This window comes from Pseudoalteromonas sp. OF7H-1 (assembly GCF_022347825.1).
Taxonomy (GTDB): Bacteria; Pseudomonadota; Gammaproteobacteria; order Enterobacterales; family Alteromonadaceae; genus Pseudoalteromonas; species Pseudoalteromonas maricaloris.
This window is the reverse complement of record NZ_JAKRFX010000009.1, coordinates 82,255-102,991: the sequence shown is the minus strand read 5'-3', so window position 1 is coordinate 102,991 and position 20,737 is coordinate 82,255. Positions and strand designations below refer to the sequence as shown.

The 20,737-nt window shown below is 41.7% G+C and carries 19 protein-coding genes, 1 other RNA gene and 1 pseudogene; 15 read left to right on the top strand and 6 right to left on the bottom strand.

The genetic code is table 11. The features are described 5' to 3' along the window. Positions 1-55: 55 nt before the first annotated feature. Positions 56-1,267 carry an alpha/beta hydrolase-fold protein gene (locus MHN30_RS12915; RefSeq protein ID WP_239359913.1) on the top strand — a complete coding sequence of 404 codons (1,212 nt, stop codon included), beginning with the start codon at positions 56-58 and terminating at the stop codon, positions 1,265-1,267. Between the two features lie 323 nt (positions 1,268-1,590). Here the strand turns inward: MHN30_RS12915 and MHN30_RS12910 are convergent, their stop codons facing one another. From MHN30_RS12910 to MHN30_RS12900, 3 genes are read right to left on the bottom strand one after another with little or no spacing between them, the layout of a single operon-like run. Continuing rightward, entirely contained in the window at positions 1,591-2,172 is a 582-nt protein-coding gene (locus MHN30_RS12910; protein ID WP_130126050.1) for a GNAT family protein, read from the bottom strand. 6 nt (positions 2,173-2,178) lie between these two features. Continuing rightward, complete coding sequence (locus tag MHN30_RS12905) at positions 2,179-3,357, bottom strand: beta-propeller fold lactonase family protein (RefSeq protein WP_239359912.1); 1,179 nt, start codon at positions 3,355-3,357, stop codon at positions 2,179-2,181. A 33-nt stretch (positions 3,358-3,390) separates the two neighbouring features. Continuing rightward, positions 3,391-4,530 carry a patatin-like phospholipase family protein gene (locus MHN30_RS12900; RefSeq protein WP_045964207.1) on the bottom strand — a complete coding sequence of 380 codons (1,140 nt, stop codon included), beginning with the start codon at positions 4,528-4,530 and terminating at the stop codon, positions 3,391-3,393. Between the two features lie 554 nt (positions 4,531-5,084). Between MHN30_RS12900 and MHN30_RS12895 the strand changes: the two genes are divergently transcribed. The 7 genes from MHN30_RS12895 to MHN30_RS12865 all read left to right on the top strand — a co-directional run bounded on the left by MHN30_RS12895 (position 5,085) and on the right by MHN30_RS12865 (position 12,878). Continuing rightward, positions 5,085-5,963 carry a DUF3014 domain-containing protein gene (locus tag MHN30_RS12895; protein WP_222240891.1) on the top strand — a complete coding sequence of 293 codons (879 nt, stop codon included), beginning with the start codon at positions 5,085-5,087 and terminating at the stop codon, positions 5,961-5,963. 146 nt (positions 5,964-6,109) lie between these two features. After that, an RNA gene (gene ffs / locus MHN30_RS12890) (signal recognition particle sRNA small type) lies at positions 6,110-6,206 on the top strand. A 183-nt stretch (positions 6,207-6,389) separates the two neighbouring features. Further along, positions 6,390-7,859, top strand: coding sequence for a gamma-mobile-trio recombinase GmtY (gene gmtY / locus MHN30_RS12885; protein WP_239359911.1), 1,470 nt, complete (start codon positions 6,390-6,392; stop codon positions 7,857-7,859). After that, complete coding sequence (locus MHN30_RS12880) at positions 7,856-10,444, top strand: integrase family protein (protein ID WP_239359910.1); 2,589 nt, start codon at positions 7,856-7,858, stop codon at positions 10,442-10,444. The genes gmtY and MHN30_RS12880 overlap by 4 nt, the downstream gene beginning before the upstream one ends. Next, positions 10,437-11,087: a gamma-mobile-trio protein GmtX gene (gmtX, locus tag MHN30_RS12875; RefSeq protein ID WP_239359909.1), complete on the top strand. Its 651-nt coding sequence runs from the start codon at positions 10,437-10,439 to the stop codon at positions 11,085-11,087. Before MHN30_RS12880 ends, gmtX begins: the two co-directional genes overlap by 8 nt. 125 nt (positions 11,088-11,212) lie before the next feature. After that, the gene (locus MHN30_RS12870; protein ID WP_239359908.1) at positions 11,213-11,644 is read left to right on the top strand and encodes a hypothetical protein; all 432 of its coding nucleotides are present in this window, start codon (positions 11,213-11,215) and stop codon (positions 11,642-11,644) included. Positions 11,645-11,714: 70 nt separating this feature from the next. Continuing rightward, positions 11,715-12,878 carry a hypothetical protein gene (locus MHN30_RS12865; RefSeq protein WP_239359907.1) on the top strand — a complete coding sequence of 388 codons (1,164 nt, stop codon included), beginning with the start codon at positions 11,715-11,717 and terminating at the stop codon, positions 12,876-12,878. A gap of 27 nt (positions 12,879-12,905) precedes the next feature. Here MHN30_RS12865 and MHN30_RS12860 read toward each other — a convergent pair whose 3' ends face one another. Next, the gene (locus MHN30_RS12860; RefSeq protein ID WP_069018627.1) at positions 12,906-13,460 is read right to left on the bottom strand and encodes a recombinase family protein; all 555 of its coding nucleotides are present in this window, start codon (positions 13,458-13,460) and stop codon (positions 12,906-12,908) included. Between the two features lie 159 nt (positions 13,461-13,619). Here MHN30_RS12860 and MHN30_RS12855 point away from each other — a divergent pair, with 159 nt between their 5' ends. The 4 genes from MHN30_RS12855 (at position 13,620) to MHN30_RS12840 (ending at position 16,404) form a co-directional block, all read left to right on the top strand. After that, the gene (locus MHN30_RS12855; RefSeq protein WP_239359906.1) at positions 13,620-14,333 is read left to right on the top strand and encodes a hypothetical protein; all 714 of its coding nucleotides are present in this window, start codon (positions 13,620-13,622) and stop codon (positions 14,331-14,333) included. A gap of 168 nt (positions 14,334-14,501) precedes the next feature. Beyond that, positions 14,502-15,398 (top strand): hypothetical protein, encoded by an 897-nt coding sequence (locus tag MHN30_RS12850; protein WP_239359905.1) that lies wholly within the window; start codon positions 14,502-14,504, stop codon positions 15,396-15,398. Positions 15,399-15,448: 50 nt separating this feature from the next. Beyond that, entirely contained in the window at positions 15,449-16,075 is a 627-nt protein-coding gene (locus MHN30_RS12845; RefSeq protein WP_239359904.1) for a hypothetical protein, read from the top strand. Between the two features lie 29 nt (positions 16,076-16,104). Continuing rightward, complete coding sequence (locus tag MHN30_RS12840; protein ID WP_239359903.1) at positions 16,105-16,404, top strand: hypothetical protein; 300 nt, start codon at positions 16,105-16,107, stop codon at positions 16,402-16,404. An 874-nt stretch (positions 16,405-17,278) separates the two neighbouring features. Here MHN30_RS12840 and MHN30_RS12835 read toward each other — a convergent pair. Next, positions 17,279-18,469: a serine hydrolase domain-containing protein gene (locus MHN30_RS12835; protein ID WP_239359902.1), complete on the bottom strand. Its 1,191-nt coding sequence runs from the start codon at positions 18,467-18,469 to the stop codon at positions 17,279-17,281. A 165-nt stretch (positions 18,470-18,634) separates the two neighbouring features. Between MHN30_RS12835 and MHN30_RS12830 the strand changes: the two genes are divergently transcribed. The 3 genes from MHN30_RS12830 (at position 18,635) to MHN30_RS12820 (ending at position 20,389) form a co-directional block, all read left to right on the top strand. After that, entirely contained in the window at positions 18,635-18,985 is a 351-nt protein-coding gene (locus MHN30_RS12830; RefSeq protein ID WP_239359900.1) for a hypothetical protein, read from the top strand. A gap of 86 nt (positions 18,986-19,071) precedes the next feature. Further along, a complete protein-coding gene (locus MHN30_RS12825; RefSeq protein WP_017216059.1) occupies positions 19,072-19,443 on the top strand; it encodes a hypothetical protein in 372 nt (123 codons plus the stop codon). A gap of 259 nt (positions 19,444-19,702) precedes the next feature. Beyond that, entirely contained in the window at positions 19,703-20,389 is a 687-nt protein-coding gene (locus tag MHN30_RS12820) for a hypothetical protein (protein WP_239359897.1), read from the top strand. A gap of 51 nt (positions 20,390-20,440) precedes the next feature. Here MHN30_RS12820 and MHN30_RS12815 read toward each other — a convergent pair. Further along, a pseudogene (locus tag MHN30_RS12815) lies at positions 20,441-20,632 on the bottom strand (helix-turn-helix transcriptional regulator); the annotation flags it as partial. Positions 20,633-20,737: the final 105 nt, after the last annotated feature.

The window sequence follows — 20,737 nt, the reverse complement described above, 5'->3', positions numbered from 1 at the left end:
GCCCTGTTTTTTTCTAATGTAACACACTGATAAAAATAAACTAAAAAGGAAAGTCATGCGTTTTATTATTTTGCTATTGTTAATGCTACTTGCAGCATTGGGCAAGGTGTATGGGCAAACATTAGAACAACAAGCCATCACGATTGGGTCTAAAATAACTTTTGCATCTAAGGTATTAAGTGAGAATAGGGAGGTCATGGTTTATACGCCAAATGATTATGACCCTAAGAAACAATATCAAGTGTTGTACTTACTCGATGCAGAATTCTTTTTTACCCAAACCGTGGGCATTGTGGAGTCTTTGGTTAGCACTGGAAAAATACCAGCTACCATCGTTGTTGGGTTGAAAACCACGGTGAGAACAAGAGACTACTTACCGCCAATTAACGGTGAGGCTCAAAGTGATAGACAGCGCTGGATTAAAGAGAAGTTTCCTCAATTTGGCAAGACAACCGAGTTTACAGCCTTCTTAACTCAAGAGTTATTTCCTTTCATTGAGTCACAATATTCACTCAAACCTAATCGTACGTTAGTAGGGTATTCCAATGGTGGGATCTACGGACTACACACTTTTCTAAATACGCCAGAGATATTTACTAATTATCTGCTTATTAGCCCGCCAGGTTGGTGGGGTGAGGAAGAGCTCGATCAGCAGTTTAAAGCACTCAGCAACTCAACTCATGATTTACGTCGCAATCTGTATATTAGTATCGCAGGGGAAGGTGGCGACTTTTACACCAACGGTATGCGAGTTGCGTCAAACCTAAAAGCACTTCGATCAAAAGAAGTAAATTGGCAATTTAGCCTCAAAGAATTGGAAACGCATCAAACTACGTTTTACCCAAGTCTCTATGAAGGATTAACGAAACTTTTTGACGATTTTTACTTTGAGCTTAATGAAGAAGCAGGAAAATATGCGCATATCTTTGATATTGAAGATTATTATCTAAAGCTCTCTAAGCGCTATGAGTTTGATGTGTTAGTGCCAGAGTCTATATACAGAGCACTTGCTGACGCGCAAATCAGCCATAAACGTCTAGACGCTGCACTTGCGACTTTAAATGCATTTGTCACGCGTTATCCCGACTCGTCTTATGCCCATGCAAGCCTAGGCCATGGATATATAGAGAACAAAGCGTATAATAAGGCGCTGAAAAGCTTTAATCACGCCTTGAAACTTGCGAAAGCACAGCAAGTCGAAGATCCGTCAGTATATGATTATTTTGAAAGCATGATAGCTCAAGCAAAAAGTAAAATCGTGCAGTAAGCTATACAGATCGCCGCGTAAAGCGCCTCCTACAACGGAGTAGGAGCAGGTTCACCCTGCGATCTTGTGTGTTGTTTTTGTTGTTACTGCTCGTCGCGTAAAGCGTCTCCTACAACACAAAATAGGAGCAGGTTCACCCTGCGATCTTGTGTGTTGTTTTTGTTGTTACTGCTCGTCGCGTAAAGCGTCTCCTACAACACGGAGTAGGAGCAGATTTACCCTGCGATCTTGTGTGCTGTTTTTGTTGTTACAGATCGCCGCGTAAAGCGTCTCCTACAACACAAAGTAGGAGCAGGTTCACCCTGCGATCTTTTATGCTTTTACTACCTGTCGAGCTTGCTCAATAAATGCTGCTTAACGGTGGGCCATTCTGAGGCGATAATTGAATACACAACGGTGTCTCTTAGCTCGCCGTTTCTACCGATCTGGTGGCTGCGCAAGATACCATCGAGTTTGGCGCCAAGCCGCTCAATGGCATTGCGAGAGGCATGATTAAAAAAGTGGGTTCTAAATTCAACGGCAATGGCGTCAAAATCTTCAAAAAGTTGCTGTAACAGCAAAAACTTACACTCCGTGTTAACCGCTGTTCGACGTACTTTATCGCTGTACCATGTATAGCCTAGCATGGCACGGCGATTGGCTATATCTACATTGTAATAGCGGGTGGTTCCCACGATTTCGTTGCTGCTATTTAGCCTTACCGCATAGGCAAGGTTGCCTTCAGATCCTTGGCTTATCGCAGTGTTAACATAGCGTTCCATATCGTCTGGGGTGGGGACATTGGCATACCAAAGCTTCCAAGCTTCACCATCTTTTACTGCCTGTTGCAGCGCATTAATATGTGTTGTTGATAATGGTTCAAGGGTGACATGGTGTCCTATCAGTGGTTTATCAGTTGGCCACATGCGTTACTACTTCCTTATTTTGAGTATTTTGATGGTATCTTGTTTTGCAAGAGATACAGCTAAATGATTTGCGTCAGTCACAAAAGCCAAGGCCGATATATTGGCTAAGGAATTGGTCAAATCATCAAAAGTTGCGATATGTGTGAGCTTGCCCGTTGCGGTAACGCTAAACTCTGCAATACCAGAGCTACTCTCAGACGCTGCGAACAACCTTTTGCCATCAGCAGCAAGTAACAAGGTGGAGACACCGTTAAGTGGCTTGCCAACTTGGTTTGCATCAATGGTCTGGAGCAATTGATATTGACCATTTTGTTGACGCTCAAAGGCTAAAATGCTGTTACTGCCCGCCGCTGCAACATAAAAAACAGTGAAATCTGAGCTTGCAACCAAGGCTTGTGGTTTACTGAGTGCGAGCAAGTTAGTGTCGTTTTTAACGATGCGCTGTTTAACAGTATAAGTACCTTTTGTCTGTTGCCATAGCGTAATGACATCGCCTTCATAACCTGCAACGATAAGCGCGTTAGCCTCTTTACTTACTAGCACATCCACAGGCCCACCCATATCAGTTTGCTCAGCGCTATCAATAGGGCCTAGCCACGTCACGCTGTTTGTATGAGTGATCCTAAAAGCAGTGACCGTATTGCTTTTAAAACTTGGGATAAATGCATAGCGCTTGTCGCCACTTAAACTAATTTTCCAAGGTGCAAACAAGCTAAAGGTGTCATGAGCTGAGGCATTCTTGGTTGGATCAAACACCACTTTGTAAGACACTTCGTCAGAAAAGGTTTGCACAAGGTTAAACTTACCCGTTTTATCTTTTGCAAACACATTTAATGCACCATCGTAAAAGCTAGTGTTAAGAATGAGATTGCTATTTACGAATACCGCATCGGATGCGCCAGTAAGTAAAAGTGGATGCGCGTCGCTCGATTGAAAGAGTTGATCTTGGACTAACTGCTTATGTGCATCAAGCGTAAATGTAACCACTGCGTTATCGTCGCCACTTACTGCAACGGCCTGCGTACCTTGGCGATTAAAACGCAGCTGCCTTGGATTATCTAAGCCGCTAAACCCAGCGGTGTTATTTTGGATGGTTTGAACAACGTCGAACGTTTGGCTGTGTGCGCTAAATGAAATTGACCCAAGTGCGATAAGCAGAAGTGCACTTATAGTAGGTTTATACATCTTTTTCACTACCTATTTTTATTATTGTAAATCTTATTTGAGTTCCAAAAACTCTCTCATTTCGTCCAAGCGGTTCATGCCGTCTTCAAATCCAAGCTCAATAAGTTTTTGTGTATAAGTACGCTCAAACAGCAAGTAACTCGTTAAACTCGACGGAGAATGTTTTTTAACCCCCATGGTTCTGAGTAACAGCTTGATTGCCAACGGCATATCTTCGTAATAATGATCTGCGACTTCATTAAAATTAACCGTTGGCTTGATGAGCATATGATCTACTCGCCTAAGCTCTTTGTGCTTTTCTCTGGCCGGTAGCAAACTTACCGTGCGGTTGACGCGGTCGAGCCGTTCGATGTCTGAATTTAGGGTATCGCTAAACACACTGTCTAGCAGGTGACCGGCGACCACAGACATTCCCGGAAAATGCGGCTCATAACCGAGCGGCTGTGGCAGTTTAGGCTGCTCAACACCGATCACAAAGATTTTATCCGCACCTAAATGAATGGCAGGGCTAAGCGGGGAAAGCTGGTGGATAGAGCCATCACCATAGTAATGATGCTTAACGCGCACGCTTGGAAACACCATAGGTATAGCCGAACTTGCCATGAGTAAGTCGAGCGAAATTGTGCCCGGAACGCCTTCGCGCTTTGAGCGCTGCCAAGGTTCAGCATTGTTCGCCTGATAAAACGCCACTGATTTACCAGTAGAATAGCTCGAAACCGTAATCGCGATTGCATCAAGATAATGGCGGTGTAGATTGTGATCGATGCGATTTAAATCAAGCACATTAGCCAGCAGCTTTCGAAGCGGCGAGTTATTTAACAAGCTGGCTGGTGGCTGATTAAGGTATTGTGCTTGAAAGCTGCGCATCATATTGGCAAATAAATGGCCGTATGCACCGGTAAACGAGCTTTTGTACACCATGTCGGTGCTAAAGTTCTTCCAAATATATTCCACTTTTTTCACCGCGAGGTGAAAGCAAGATGCGTAACAGGCAATCCCCGCCGAGTTAATTGCACCGGCAGAGGTACCAGTAATGATCTCAAAGGGGAGGGGAGAAGTACGAGGCATACTTTGCGCAAGCGCCTTTAATACCCCAACTTGATAAGCGGCTCTTGCGCCACCTCCAGTCAGTAGTAAGGCAATTTTTTTATCACTCGTTCTGTGCTTTCTCAAAAGAGGCCATCCTGCTGTTAAATTTGCTTAATTTAAATTTGGTCTTTTTATGCGTTATTTATCTTTGTTGATGTTGTAATGCTTTAGGTGCAAAGAGTTGATAACTCCAGTAAATGCGTTATTTTTAGTAGTAAAGTGCCACTCTGCCCTTAAGCCGCTTATAGGTTGTATTATTTATTCTAGTTGAACCTAGCTAAAACCCAAGTTGTCTGAGTGCACAAACCCGCGCAACATATTAGGCTATTATTTTGAAATTTAAGCACTAAAGCGCTATGGTGGCACAAACAAATTTTAACAAACTAGCGGTTTAATTTAGTCGCTAATTGGCGCGATTTTGTATTTAATAAAGTGGCAATTTAGCTTAACTTCAATGTACTGAACTTAAGTTCGGTGCTCAAGTATTTTTATTAAGATCAAATGTTTGAACAAGGTGTAGCCAGAGTTTGCACCACAACGCATTTTTTTAGGGTTTCAGCGCGCATTAAGTTATTAGTCAAGTATTTGGTGATAGTTTTACATTAACGCGTATCAACAATGACGAAGAGGGAGTCCCCATGTCAGAGAATCATCAAGAAGGTAATAAAAGACCTTCTAACAGCCAGTTGTTATTTGCCGCAGTAGTTGTACTAGCGTTGATTATTGTGGCTGTGTTTGTGCTAGCACAAAAAGACACTCCATCGACGGAAAACCAAAAGGTAAAGCAAGATATTGTTGTGCCTGAACAAACCCAAACGCCACTGGTCAATACCGCAAGAGAAACACCACCTGAGCAAGTGGTTGAGCCTGAAGTAACCTTGCCACCGCAACGAGAGCAAATCGAGCCAGAGCAAGTAGAGCCGGTTGAACCTGAAGTAACACTACCACCGCTTTCACAAAGTGATACAGAAATTAAAGAAGCGGTATCGAACTATCTTTCTAATCAAGCGGTAAAATTGCTGGCAGACGATGATGTGATCCGCCGTACGGTGGTTTATGTAGATAACCTAGCAAAGGGTAAAGTGGCAGAAAATCACGCACCAGTGGTGAAGCCGCAAGATGGCTTTAGCGTAATTGATGACGACATTATTATTACCGACCCTAACAGCTACGAGCGTTACACACCCTATGTCGCCATGTTCGACACCATGAGCACCGCGCAAGTGGTTAGATTATACGACCAATACAAACCATTGTTTGAAGAAGCATACGAAGAAATAGGCTACGAAGGAGATGCATTCAACGGCACGTTAACTGATGCAATCGACGAGTTGTTGGCAACACCCATTCCAGACACCGCACTGCCTTTGGTAAAAGACTCAGTTACCTATAAATATGCTTATGCAGAATGGGAGCAACTTTCTTCGGCGCAAAAACAGTTTTTAAGAATGGGCCCTGAAAACATGAAAAAAGTGAAAAAGCGCCTAGAAGAAATCAAAATTGCGTTGAACAAATAAGCACACAGCCTCATAAAATCCACAAAAGCTTGGCAAACTGTTTAAACATCACTCAGTTAGCCAAGCTTTTTGACTTTTCCCTTGCATCCCCCTGCAATCTTCGAGATAATTCTTCCCGCGCCAAACAAGGCCCTCAATGGTAGTCTTATTGGTCCTCTCGCAACAATAGTACGTGAATCTGGTCAGGTCGGGAACGAAGCAGCCACAGCGTATGACTTGTGTGCCGGGATGTGGCTGGTAAGACTGCCACCCAAACTTCCATACTGTTGTTTGTAGTGTAAGTCTTATTAATAGCACTTAAAACTATACTAAAACATACTAATTCCTATCTTTTTAAAGTAAAAAACTAGATCTCAGTTCATTAGATCAATAGCACTTCTTATACTAATCTACTAAAACTAATCAGCACTAATTGGTTTAGTTACCGTGTTAGTCAAAGTTCTTGCACAGGTAAAAACAGATAATTCAGGCTTATTGATTGAAGTACCTGTGTTGCTTAGCGAATATGGTGTATTCGACCCCTTACTTGATTACGTTATAAGTCAGTCGCATATTAAAAGTTTGCCATGGATGAATCGCATTACGTTTGCTTGCCAACTGTTGCTCGAGTACATGGAAGCCAACACAGGATTATTTTCAGACGCCAGCAAGTTATTTCAATCATTTGTTATGCGTTTGTCACTGGGTACCATTAGCCCAGAGGGGAATGACCCATCGGGTTTATATTGGTTACCTCGCTCTACAGCAAACGTAAATCAACTTTTATCTGCGCTAAATGGCTTAACGGATTGGCTCGCCAATAACAGAAATACAACTAGCTTAAATCCATTTGAACAAGCCAGCTCTCATCAAGAACGCCTTAACTATGCGGCGTGGTACAAACGCAATCAGTACAACTTTTTAGGCCATATCAAAAGTAACCCTTTACCCAGTGTGCTTAAAACCGTGCGCAAGGTATGTGGCAAAAAGGATGTGCTAAAGGTTGACGGTGATGCCATTTCATTTCCAGAAAAGCTCTTTAAACCCTTTTTTATTCAAGGTTTAGGCAAAGCCAGAGATAAGCGCGTGGCACTGCGTGATCAGCTTATTGTGCTGCTGATGCATGGCACCGGTGTACGCGAAAGTGATGCTTTGCACCTTTGGGTGGATGATGTGTTTTATGACCCAGAAAACCCAAGTGGTGTGATAGTACGCTTATATCATCCTGAAGATGGCAGAGCACCAAATAATTGGACTGGCCGCAAACGACAAAAAACACGCGCAGCGTATTTGTCTGAGAACTTTAACTTAATTCCTCGTAACCGCATGACGGGTACCGCTCGAGTTGGCTGGAAAACCAAAGTGGTTGATGATGACGAAAACTACATTCAACTGCACTGGTTTCCAGCCTTTTACGGTGAGCTATTTACCAAGTTGTGGCAGCAATACTTACTTTACCTATTACCGTTGCCAAGAATGCACCCTTACGCATTTGTGTCGTTTTCACAAACACACGAAGGTCAATCGCTCACCCTAAACGCGTTTAACCAAAGTTATAAAGCGGCCATGGCCCGTATCAACCTTGTTGTGTCAAAACCTGAAGGACGAACCCCACATGCCCACCGTCATGCTTATGGCAGACGCATGTCGAGCGCGGGCATTGATCCAAGGCTGATCAAAAAGGCACTCCACCATGCTTCGTTGTTATCACAAGCCGTATATACCCAACCCAGTATTAGAGATGTGACGTTGGCATGTGAAAGAGCGTCAAAAAACCTTGATGGTCAACACTATGCCGAGTTTAAAGAAGACGTCAGCGTGAGCTGGCAAAACGTGATGGAATCGGGCTTTGAAGATATTGATCCAGATGGACTATTTAGCGGTAAGTACCCTAAATTAAGGAGATATAAACCATGAAAACACAGGATTATGAGTTCAATTGGTTTATCAAGAAAAACGGCTCAGGTTGGGAAACATGGCGGGAGTTGGCCTCTGCTTGGCTTGAACAAAAGCAATACGGCATTGACCACTCACGCGCAGCTATTTCACGCTTTTTAGACGAATACTTGGTACCGCGATTTATTATCGACCCCATTGAGCTTTTTACACTGGCAGATCAAGACTACAACAAATTTCTTATGTCGTTTGAGCTGAACGAAGGCTACCGTGTTAGGCAAAACAACGATGTATGCCGCTTTATTGATTGGATAATTGATACCTACTACTCAGAGCCAGATGATAATGGCGATCCTGTACCGCTATTCCAAAACCCCTTTGATAAAGAGCAAAACCCTGTAAGACGGCAGGAAACGGTCTACAACGCTTTACCCTACGCCTATATTAAGCAACTGCGCAGCATATTATGCCCCGCGCCCCGGGGTCACTTTAAGCAATGGCAGTGGGCCATCGACTACAGTGAGATTTTCTTCACCAATGCTCGTTTTTTAAAAGACTGGATTTTGGTTGATGAGTCGGTGATAGACAAAGCAGACCCCGATTGTGTTTGGCAAAAACACACACTAGATAAACAGCGGCAAATAAGAATCGATGGCGCACTTAGAACCTTAGAAAAGGGTGACAGCATTTACTTAATTTGGTCACCTGTTCGTGCCATGGCTTTGTATCTTAAATTGCAGCTACCTTTGCGAACCTTTCAGGTGCGAATGCTGGACTCAGGCGAGGCTGATACATGGCGTTACAGCAATGGCGAGTGGCAAATGAATGAGCAACATCATTTTTCTGAAGGTAGCGATAAGCGTCCATGGCAAAAAGGGGTATTCCACCGCATTATTACGCCAGATATTGGTGATGTGATGACGGGGATGTACATAAACACCAATAAAACCGCCGATAGAAACAAAGATGAAATAACTCGGGGATACGTGATTCCGTGGCAACACGAAGAGGTGTTGTATTGGTTAGAAAAGCTAAGAAACTGGCAAGAAAAGTACAACCCAATCAGCAAACCCACCTCTATTTATGACTTAGATTACAAACACTTTGGCAGCACCAAAACCAAAATTCAGCGTAGTGAAATTGGTGATATTTGCTTTTTATTTCGCAATGCAGCTGCGCATCGTAAGCGTGAACGGCGCATGCCAATTACAGATGGTTATGTTAACGCACTTTGGGTGGCTTTACTTGCCCAACTCGAGCAAGATGTGGCGCAAAAGGAGCACACCCTAAGAGATGGTGCCAAAGTGCATTTTGTTGACCCTAAAAATGCCAGAAGGCCGCTATTTCCTTTGCATGCATTACGCGTTTCTTTGATCACTTGCTACGCCATTGAGGGGGAAATACCCACACCGATATTGTCAAAGTTGTTGGTTGGCCACAGTCGTTTGATCATGACTTTGCACTACACCAAACTCACGCCTGTGATGATGGCCAAGAAAATGCGCGAGGCCGAAGGCAAAATAATCGACAAAGAAGACGATAGCTTGCAATCATTCTTGGCCAATAAATCCATTGAAGAAATCGGCTTGCAAGCAGCGTTTAAAGATATTGAATCGCTACAAACTGCATTGAGAGTGCGTAACCCAGCTGGGTGGCAAGAAAAGTCGATAGGCATTTGTTTAGCAGGTGGCAACACCTCACCCTTGGTTGAACATGCCTCTATTGCAGGGTGCTGGAATGGCGGTGATAAACTAAAAAAAGCGAATCGGAACCAAGCCGATTTACACGCGCCAGTACCCCATGGCATTGAGAACTGTATTCGCTGCCGCTGGTTTATTACCAGCATTCGCTATATTCAATCGCTTACGGCTCACTTTAACAACCTAAGTTATCACGCCACAGAAGCGGCTAAAATTGCTGCGGAACTCGAGGGCGAGCAATCTAGTTTGTTGGATGAAGAATACTTTTGTGAAGTAAATGGCACCCCATTTAGCAAGCGCGACCAACTAAACAGCATAGACAGGCGTATTGAGCGACAAAAATCCGAAGCCGATGAATACTGCAAAGACTTAGTAGCATGTTTTCAGGTGATCCGTAAGGTACTAAGCATTGAGCAACACCGTGAAGAGCACGACCACAAAGACAAAGTAATTGCGCTTGGCTCGGCACAAGACATATCACCATTTTTTAGCTTTTTAGACACGAAATCTGAATTTAGGCAGCTGATCCAAATCTGCGATGACGCAGAAGTATTTGCAGACTTAAAAGACGATTTAAAGAAAACCACGGCCATTAATCACAGATCAAACATGCTAAACACCATGCTAATGCGCATGGGCTACCAACCAATCCTGATGCAGCTCGACGACGAAGTGCAGCTTAAGCTTGGTAATGTGATGGTCAATGCCATGCTAAATGCCACTAAAGAGCCAGACAAAAGCAAAGCCATGACAATGCTTTCAACTTACCTTGATACTGAAGCTTACTTGAAAGACGCAGGCCTACTCGAGCAAGGTGTACAAGCGATTGAAAGTAATACAGGCATTAGCATCAGAACATTAGCAAACATGGCAACAGTCACTTTAGGAGTGAAGAAAAATGGCTAAACCAGTTGATCCAACCCTAGTGCTGCAAGAGCTATGCGCAAGCGCCACCACAAGAACCGCCAATGCTTTAACGGTATTGAATGCTGTGCTTGAGCAACAAAGTAAAATAACGCCTCTCGACTTTTCTATGGCAACGATCGGGCGGCTGTCTAAAGAGCAAGGCGGCCCATCAACACAAACCATCCGTAATCGCACTGGTAAGCATTTTCAGCAATTAATTGAGGCTTGGGCAGCCTATGCTGGCACAACGTGTAAAAAGCCGCTCTCAGTACGCCAAAAACAGCTATTGAATAGCAACGACCAACATATTCTCGATGCTATAGACGACCCTGTGATTAGAGCCGTTGTAGGCTCACTGATTGCCGAACGTAACAAATACCGTGACCAACTTAATACGCTGAAAGCCAACTCCGACTTATTTATCGACAGAACTAAAGGCAATAAAGCTAATACCACACTTGAAAATAGGCAATTGGTACCGCTGGAAGTTGAAGCCATTAAAGCCGCAATTTCTGATGCATTTTTCAATAAACAAGGCTGGGAAGTTATGCTCACAGGGCAAGTCAAAGATGCTGAGGGGAATGAGATTTATAAGCGCGGGTACGTGAATGGGTTGAGGAAGGTGATCAAACAAAATAATTGATGCTACGAAAACGATACATACATTGATTTTAATTAAGTTACGTAGACATAAAGGCATTGTAGTTTTATGTATCTTAATTGATATTTAATATGAAGTAATTGCGGATATTGGATAAGGGGTTATTAATGAGTTCTAAATATAATGGAATACAATTTGGCACGGATTTAGAGGCTATTTGGGCTGCGTTCTTTGATTTAGCTGGTTGGGAATGGCGGAGTAACCCAGCTGCGATAGAAGATTGGAAACCCGATTTTAAGGTTACTTTTAAATGTGAGCACTCAGAATGCGGAGGGAGTCATACTCTTCTTGTATCTGTGCTTCCTGTAAAATCACTAAATAACTTAGAAGCACACCCAGCTTTATCTCACGTTTATGGAGTCTCTGGCTCTGATGCGGATGGTGGAGCCTTATTTGGTAGTAGCCCTTTAGCAACTAAATGGGTTATTGCACATGGCTCTGGTGGTGGTTCAGAGAGTATTTATGACAGAGTAGAAAACGCAGATGAATTATGGGCAAGGGCTGTTGTTGTGACCACACCAAACCGATCAGCATCTTAGCTTTCAAGTAAGGGATGTGAAACATGGATAAGTAGTAAGCTTGACTCCTGATTTAAAGAGGTAAATTAAAGTGTATAAAATCAAACTAACAGAGAGACCTGTGGGTTTCGCTTTAGGTCCTGCAAAACAGGGAGAAATGGGGGGGGTCGAGTTTAGAGGGATTGCGGTCCAATCTGAAGGAAGGGAATTTCTGCGTAAGATCAAAGCGCTAAACAGTATTTTGAGCAAACTTCCTGAGCAATACGATCCTTTTATGATTAAAACTGTTGTAGTTATTATCAATGAAGATTTAGAAGCAACGGTTTATGTTAATGAAGTTGAAATCCTAGCTCGAATTGCGGTTAATAAGCATGAGGGTTTCACTAAAGGTGAGGCTGTTAGGATCAACGATATTCTTCATGTTCAGGAGTTGTCAGTTGAAGGTGTTTCCTTTCCTAAGGATTCTGCTTATCTAGTATTATTGAGTCAGGATTGGGATCGGATTTTCTATTACGACTATGGTCCGTTGTTAAGTGATAAAGACGTCAAAAGGGACATAGATTATTCTGTTAATCATTTTTTGAGTTATGGATATAGCAGGGCATTGTTTTATGAAGTCTACGATATTACTGAAGAACAGTGGAATTTAGTAATAAGCTCTGGTTGGTTTCCATTTGCTTACACAAACTATCAAAACCAACAGCTTTTAATTCAGCATATCCTATTAAGTTGGGATTATTCAAAACTCCTTACTGAGATAAATACAGATTTTTGTGCTGATAGCACAAGGTGGTTAACAAGTCTTTTTTCAAAATCTGCGCACTCATTAAACAAACACCAAGGTAGAGTTGAGAGAGCTCTGGATTTTCACCTAAGCGGTGATTACGATTCGGCTGTTCATTTAATGTATCCGAGGCTGGAGTCGGTGTTGAGAGACGACTTTTTGATGCATAATACAGTTAAAGGAGGAAGGCGGCAGACGGCTATATCTGAGCATATTGCGACACATATTACTGAAAAATCATACTCGGTTTCCCTGTACTTCCCAGAACAATTTTGCAGCTTTTTGAAAAGTATATTCTTTCAGGACTTTGATCCCCATAGCGACCTAAACCCTGTAAGTAGGAACTCTATATCCCACGGAGCAATTGCTGAAGACTTGATTGGCATGAAAGAGTCACTGATGGGTTTTTTAATTTTTGATCAAATTTGTAGATACATAAAATTTAGTACATCCGTAGAAGGGAATCTGTAACACTAACTTGAGAGTATGCTGATATGTTTAACCAATATTCTTCTTAACGAGTTTGTATATTGTTGTTCTTGATAAACTTAATTGTCTCGAAATAGAAGAAATAGAATGTTCCAGCTTATATAGTTGTTGAGCTTTTGACCTTATTTGGTTAGATATTGGCTTGCGGCCTTTGTATTTACCCGCTTTTTTAGCGGCTGCAATGCCCTCGAGCTGTCGCTCTTTTCTGATATTGAGTTCAAACTCTGCGAACACGGCAAGCATATCTAAAAAGGCTTTGCCCGAGGCTGATTCGGTTGAGATGGGTTGCTCAAGCGCTTGTAGCTGAATATCGTTGGATTTTAGGTGTTTCACTAAGGTTTGTAAGTCGAGTACGGAACGAGCGATGCGGTCGACTCGAGTCACGATTAACGTGTCACCAGCACGAAGGTAGCTAAGTAGAGCTTGAAACCCATCGCGTTTGGTATTCGATGCTGATGCCATATCGGTAAATACCTTGTCACAACCAGCTTCCTCAAGTTTGACTACTTGTAAATCTAAAGACTGATCTGTGGTCGAAACTCGCGCATATCCAATCTTACTCATGGCAATTGTTCATTTAGCATCTAGACTAAATAAATATAGTGCGTACTAACGCCTTAAACCACCCTAAATGAACACTTTTAATTGGTATTGGTGATGTTCAACTAGGGTATACGCTATTTGAACTTATGCTTTGCCGTCGTTTTAGGAAATGCCACCACAATGGACTTGCAAAACCCCGACCTGATTTTAGTTAAACGCTTATCGGAGCATTCATGCTCTTACTTTGCGGTTGAAAGCGTTGCGGGTACCGATGTGGTGTTGACGGATATTGAAAGCGGTGGGCGGTTCAATTTTGAAAAGCCAAAGCTTGAACAACTTGTGTCAAACGGCCAGCTCAGAACCATCGCGCGGCGTGAGCTACCAACCAAGTTAACCTTTAAACCACTCAGTAACGTTAAAAAGCCTAAATCGGAGTCTGTTGAAGACCTTACATCCAAAAAAGAAATGGAGCGACGTTATAAGTATGTGCAAGGCGCAATTGAGCAAAGCGTTCCAGCGTATACACAAAAGTGGTTAGCCCCGTTTATTGCTCAAAAGGCGGTTGAAATAAACGACAGTGGCCCACCGTCATGGCGCACGCTAGCTTATTGGAACAAAACCTTTGTGGAAAGCGGCTGGGATAAAAACGCATTGATGCCAAGGCATAAAGCCAAAGGCAATCGAACCAAGCAACTACCTCAAGAAGTACATGACCTAATTGATGATGTGATCAACGAATACCTGCGCATCCATACGGTAGTGAGGTATCAAAAGGTGTATGACCAGTTTCTAGAACAGCTTGATACGCTTAATGCAGAAAGACGTGAGGCTGATTTAGTTGAGCTAAAACCATGCAGTTATAGATGGGTAGTGAACAGGCTTCAAAATAGATAGCGAAACAACAGGTTTAGCAACTATTTACGAGTTTTTAATTTAGTAAAAGTCGAGAACCTAATCTTTTGTTTCGGGGTCGCCAGTGCTAAGGAGATTGGAATCGCGAATAATGAACTAGTAACAGCTAAAGTGCTAGCGTGAGCATCAAGGTAATTTCATAGGAAAGGTATGAATAATTTCGATAAGATTTACTTCAAAAGCAAAGCAGTAGGAAGGTTGTCATCACAGAGTTTGAATGAGCTCAAATCTACTCTCACTGAAATTGAGGGTAGAAAGAGTAAACTCGAAAGTGAAATCAAAGCCACAAACGAACAGCTTAAAAAACAGGAGTCGGAGCTTTCGTGGATTAATTGGTTTCCTCTAAAACTTTTTTTTCAAAGTAAGATCGAATCAAAAAAACAAGCTATAGCAAAAACTAGCGAGGTTCTAAGGAAAAAAGAACAAGATTATGAAAATCACACGTTGGGGCTTGAAGTTGAGCTGACTGACCAGCTTGAAGCCGCTTTTGGTACTCTTGATGATAGGTTCTCAGAGGTTCTTAAGATAAAGAAAGTATGGGATATTACAACATCGCAGTCGATAGATCGTGTTGCAGAAAGAACGGTTGCAAACAATGTCATTGAGCGCAAAGAGATCAGTTTAAAGAGAACAAGCAACAGCAAAATACAATGTGACTACAAGGCACTTCATTTAGAAAATGCTAACGGTGGTGATTTGCATATTTTTCCTCAGTTTCTCTTTGTCGATAGCGGCGATGACTTCGCTCTGATTGATTTACTTGACGTTGATGTAGAATTTACTCTGACAAATTTTATAGAAAGTGAATCCGTACCTAGTGATGCTGAAGTGGTTGATCATACTTGGGCAATGGCAAATAAAGATGGCAGCAGAGATAAACGTTATACAGACAACTATCAAATTCCTGTTGTTCAGTATGGAGAACTTCACCTTAGCTCAAAGTCAGGGCTTAATGAGGTGTACATGCTGAGCCATCCTGAATCGGCATTTAATTTCAAAGAAATGTTTGACGAATATAAGCAGGTTTTAGCAAGTGCCGGAAACTAATAATCGCACGGGCTATGGGAGTAATTTGTAAGCACCAAAGGAGAGTTTCAGTGTACTACGAAAAAATTGGAGGTTTTGAGGTTAAAGCTTTCTTTGATTCTGATAAAGGGCAGTTAGTTCACAAAGTGACGTACCGTAGAAAACTCCTTAAAACCCGAGTCCTAGGTGATAGATTATCTCAAAGCTATATTGGCCATAAGTTGATCATTGCTGATTTGGCAAGTGTGTTGAGTTGGGGAAACATTGCTATGACTTTGCTTGATAGAAAGGTTCAACCACCTGAAAATAAACCAATCCTGCACAGTTTATTTGTGTCAATGCTCACGACTTACTGGAAGTGTTTCGCCGATACAAAAGGGCGACATGGAGTTCAGTTAAATAGGAAGCTTGTACCTAAGCAATACATTGTTGTTCATGATGAGTTACGAAGAATGAGGCATAACCTTGCGGCTCATAGTGGTGATGACCCATTTGAAAATGGCTATGTCCTTTACGTAGAAGATGTGGATGGTAAAAGTAGATTTGAACCATTTGTTTTGCCAGTTCATTGGAAAGCTTATGGAGCAGATAAAAAGATGATAAAAAATATAACTGAACTCTCGAAGCAGCTTATTGATGTGTTGGAAGGAAAGCAAGAAAAGCTACTTAAAAGAATTATGGATAGCGTGGATAAATAATAATTGAAGCTCTTGAGTTGGAGAAAGTGATGGTGACTAAATTTCATAGACATACTTTTCCGTTTGAAGGGGGGGAGCAGCTTACAACTATCGGTGCTACTTTTCTCGTTTCTTACCTTTATCATCGCTATATCGACTCTGAGCATGATAACTGGACGAAAATTAAAACAAAAGAATCTAGAATTAGTGTTATAAAAAGAAATGAGCGTCACCATAAGACTTGGCTTAGGCATATTGAAAACATGAAGGCTGCTAACCTTAATCGTAATACTCTGGGTTTGCATGGCCCTGAAATTTTAGAAATGACTAAAGCTATAAAGAGTGTTTAGGGTAACGCGGTAAGTCACATTGTTTCTGAGCAAATTCATAATTTCTGTCGGATGGCGGCGCTGCGCGCGTTATGCCGACCTACATCAAAGGTAGGTTAAGCGAAGGCGCCACCCAGCAGGATTTCAGATTCATGTCTTGAAGTCGTTTGTAGTGGCACGAAGCGCGTCAAGTTGATCAATACAAATGAATCGTTATGTTTTTGACTTTTCTTTTTGGGTTACTAATTTTTTACCACCATATCTTATTGTTTTAGATATTTATTGTATATTTAGTACACTTTCCACTATAAATTTGTAAGTTACTACAAACTCCAATATTTGTTGTTTGAAGTGTAAGTCTTATTAATAGTACTCAAAAGTATACTAAAACATACTAATTCCTATCTTTCTAAATTTAAAAACTAAATCAAATAAAACACTTATTCTTCGTTCGTTAGATCAACAACACTTTATTAGCGCGTTCCCGTAGGTTGGAAAAGTCGTAGGCGCTTTTCAACTGAGTTATGAAAAAAGTGTAACTGCTGTGCAAAAGGTTTGTCGGATGGCGGCGTTGCACGATTTATTCGACCTACAAATCAACAAAGTAAGTCATATTAATAAATACTTTGTCGCAATCCGCTTCCTCAAGTTTGGCTACTTGTAAACCTAAAGACGGATCTGTGGTCGAAACTCGCGCATACCCAACCTTATTCACGGCAGTTGTTCGTTTAGAAAAGAACATGAAGGCAATAAGCAAGATCTGACCCTAATAGTTACTACAAGATTGACCCTCTGCCTTAAGGTGTGGTATCAGCGTCGAATACCAAGCGCGATGGGTTTCAGGCCCTAATAGAATATAACGTCGATGCTTCATTTGCCTACGCTATCAAATTGACTATTCTATAGAGTTTCTTTTCATCAGTACTTCTAACGCTTGCGAGAGTGCTTTGGTTGCGTTATCTGTATCGCCATTTACTGCCGCAAAATAAGCGTTATTTTGACTAGGATAAAGCAGGCTACTGACCGAAAATGCGCCCGTAAAGCCGTCATGACCAAAAGCCGTTTTATCTGACTTGACATACCAGCCCATCGCATACTCAGAATGGCTGTCTTGAATTTTACTATAAGGCGAGAGCAACATTTTGTAACTCTCTTTACTCACAATATTGTCACCTCCCTGCATTCCCTCTAATACCGAAGAAAAATAAACAGCAAGCTCAGGTAAACTGATATTCACCGTACCGGCAGGACCATATACTTTTGGAGCAACTTTTTTTTCTTCAGTTACCCCATGCCAGTGACCATTTTCGTAAATATGCCCTTTAGGCTGCTTCGCGCTCTCAAAGCTCGGTTCACCAAAACCATAATTAGTGATGCCTAATTGCCCAAAGACTTCTGCGCCAATAAGCCACTCCCAAGTCTGATTGCTGACTCGCTCTAACATATGTCCTGCTATCACATAACCAACATTACTATACCAAAACTCGCTTCGGGTTTTCACTGCAGCGGTATTAAGCACCTCTTTTGTTAGCTCATATCTTAATTCGGTTAAAGGCTTGGTATTGTCGTACCACTGCTGATCTTTTACATCTATGTCCTTTTTTAATCCGGATGTCATGCTCAACAGATGCTGTAAAGTAATGGTCTCATGTTCTGGTCGAATTTGGCCTTTAAGTTCAGGAAATATATCTATGACGGTAGTGTCAAAAGTAATGAGGCCTTGTTCAACTAAACGAGCGGCGAGCAAAGCGGTCATAGATTTTGCGACAGAGCCGATCTCCCAACGATCATTATCGCTTACAGGCTCAAGGCTTTGTATATCACGATAGCCTGTGCTGGCAATTTCGTACACTAAGCCATCTTTTACTGTCATAGCCGTAATTGCAGGTACATTATATGCCTGTCGAATACTTTCTAAATGCTGTTTTAATGCACCATCTTGTGCAATACCTACTTCTTTAGGGAGCTCAGTTTCATCAATTAAGGGCGAAGTTTGAGTTATATCCGAACCACACGCGCTTAATAGTAAGGGTAATAACGCTAAATGAGCGAATTTAAATGATGATTGTAAGTTTGTTATAAGCAAAGCAAAATCCTTTATGTTGGTTGTTAATGCTCCCTTGTAGACTCAAGTATTATTGAATTACTCAAAATTAATTTGTTTAAAAATGTATAGTTAGCTAATTTGTGTGGCCTTACTGCCGCTGCTACCCCTGCAAAAGGGAGTTTTATCGCAAGCCAGTCATGTGATATGTACCAGTCTAAGCGTAAAGGAACCAACTCCGGTTCACTTGAATCAACTCCAGGAGAAACGTACCCCATTATTGAAGTTGATGCCCAAGAGGCGCAACAAGTAAATTGGGTAAGAGTTAAGACTACATATAACCCTTCATCTGATCGCTGGGTGTCGGCCAGTTGTGGAGTTAAAAGTTTGCCATGGATGAATCACATTACGTTTGCTTGCCAACTGTTGCTCGAGTACATGGACGCCAACACTGGGTTATTTTCAGACGCCAGTAAGTTGTTTCAATCATTTGTCATACGTTTATCACTGAGTAAAAATATGGCAAAACCCATCAGTATTTTTTGTAATGCGCTGTAATGTCCTTACTCATTTTTCGTTTCTATACTTTGTGCGCAGCTTGAGGGAAGGCCTTCAAGCACAAGTTCGAAAGAAGGAGTTTGTTTATGTCCAGTCCAGCGAATGTAACAATTAAGAATAGAACAAATCAATCAATTACTACGAAAGTCACTCGAGACTCTTGGGTTGAGGGTGATGGCAGTTCAATTGATGGTAAAGTCATCCCTCGAGGTGAACATGGCGTCTTTCAGGTGGTCGCTAAAACAGGCCACCATGGTGAGTTAGATATTGATTTTATTGGCGGAGATAGCGGTAACGTACTCGGTACTTTGGAAATATTGAGTATTAAAGATCCTCAAGAAGGCGTAAAGAGTCTTGCAGTAAATGCTAACCAAAGCGAAATAGATGTGTCAGCAATGGGATATAGAAGTTCGCCCAATGATGACGAATTACGAAGAATTAATTTCTTAATTGTCTAGTCGTTAATATTGAAAAGAGTAAGGCAGTTTTTTGTCACCAAAATCTGGTTTGTGTAGTGAAAATATCATTGCTGACCTATACCTTAACTTCCTCATTAAAGTGGCATAGAGTTAACTTTCTCTATGCCAGCATGTCTTATACAGTATTTTAGTCTTTTAAAAGCGGTTACAAATGTTGTTTTCTTTTCTCCTTGAGAAAATCAGCACAAATGTTAATGTTTTCTAAATTAGGCATTTACCACTATCAAGGACTGAAACAGTGAAGATTAATTCACCGCTAGTTAATTCGCAGGTCAATTTAGCCAGTAACTTAACCGCTAAAAAGGAGGTTAAGGCGCATAACATCGAACCTCAAGCACCAGAGAAGGAGATGAACGCTGCGGCATTGTCAGACGAAAATACGCCAGTATTAACTGAAGAAGAAATCCAAAAATTAAAACAAGAAACTTTTGAGATTAGTAAACAAAATTATAAAGTGATGGGAGAGACGCAAGAGGCGTTTGCAACCACCTTAAGCGAGTTTGAAAAATTTAAAAAAGAACAAAGTAGCTTAAATCTAGGAATTGATTTGAGCTCTTTAGATTTATCGCAAGAGGAAGATGGCACACTAAAGCTCGTTGGTGGAGGTGTAGGCGGTAAATTGCGTGATGATCTTGAGTCTATAATTAACGAAAACGATAAGCTAAAAAATGCCTATGAACAGGTACATGAAGGACTTGCACAAATTGTTCGATTCTCTGGTGCAGATCGGCAAGGCATCGAAGCAAAGGACCTTTATGGCAATATTAGGTTGAATGAGTTAAGTAAAAGCTTCGAAAACCAATTCCATGATACGGGCTTTGGTCAGGATTATCATACACTTGAGGACAAAGTGAATAGCCACCCAATGCTGTTTGCAATGAAAATGAACGAGGCAATATATCCTAGAATTAACATAAATGTGTAATTGAGTATCGATAGCTTGGGTAAGTCTCACATTTTGCATGAATGTCAGGCCTTACCCATTCTCTTGGATGCTAGAGCTATTCGCATTCTGCGGGTCGCTCGGATCAAGTAATATTGTGTACTCTATGCCAATACCCCGCGCCAACTTCCACAATAATTCAACTGTTGGACTAGATTCAAACCTTTCAATTTGTTCTAACATCGCTTTTGAGATACCTGTCATGTAGGCCAATTTATCAAGGGTGAGGCTCTCTCTTTTCTGATGGCCTTTAGTCTAACCTTACGGATTTTTGTTTAACTTTCATTATGTTGTGCGTTATGTGGTTCGGTGATATTGTGTACTACAAAG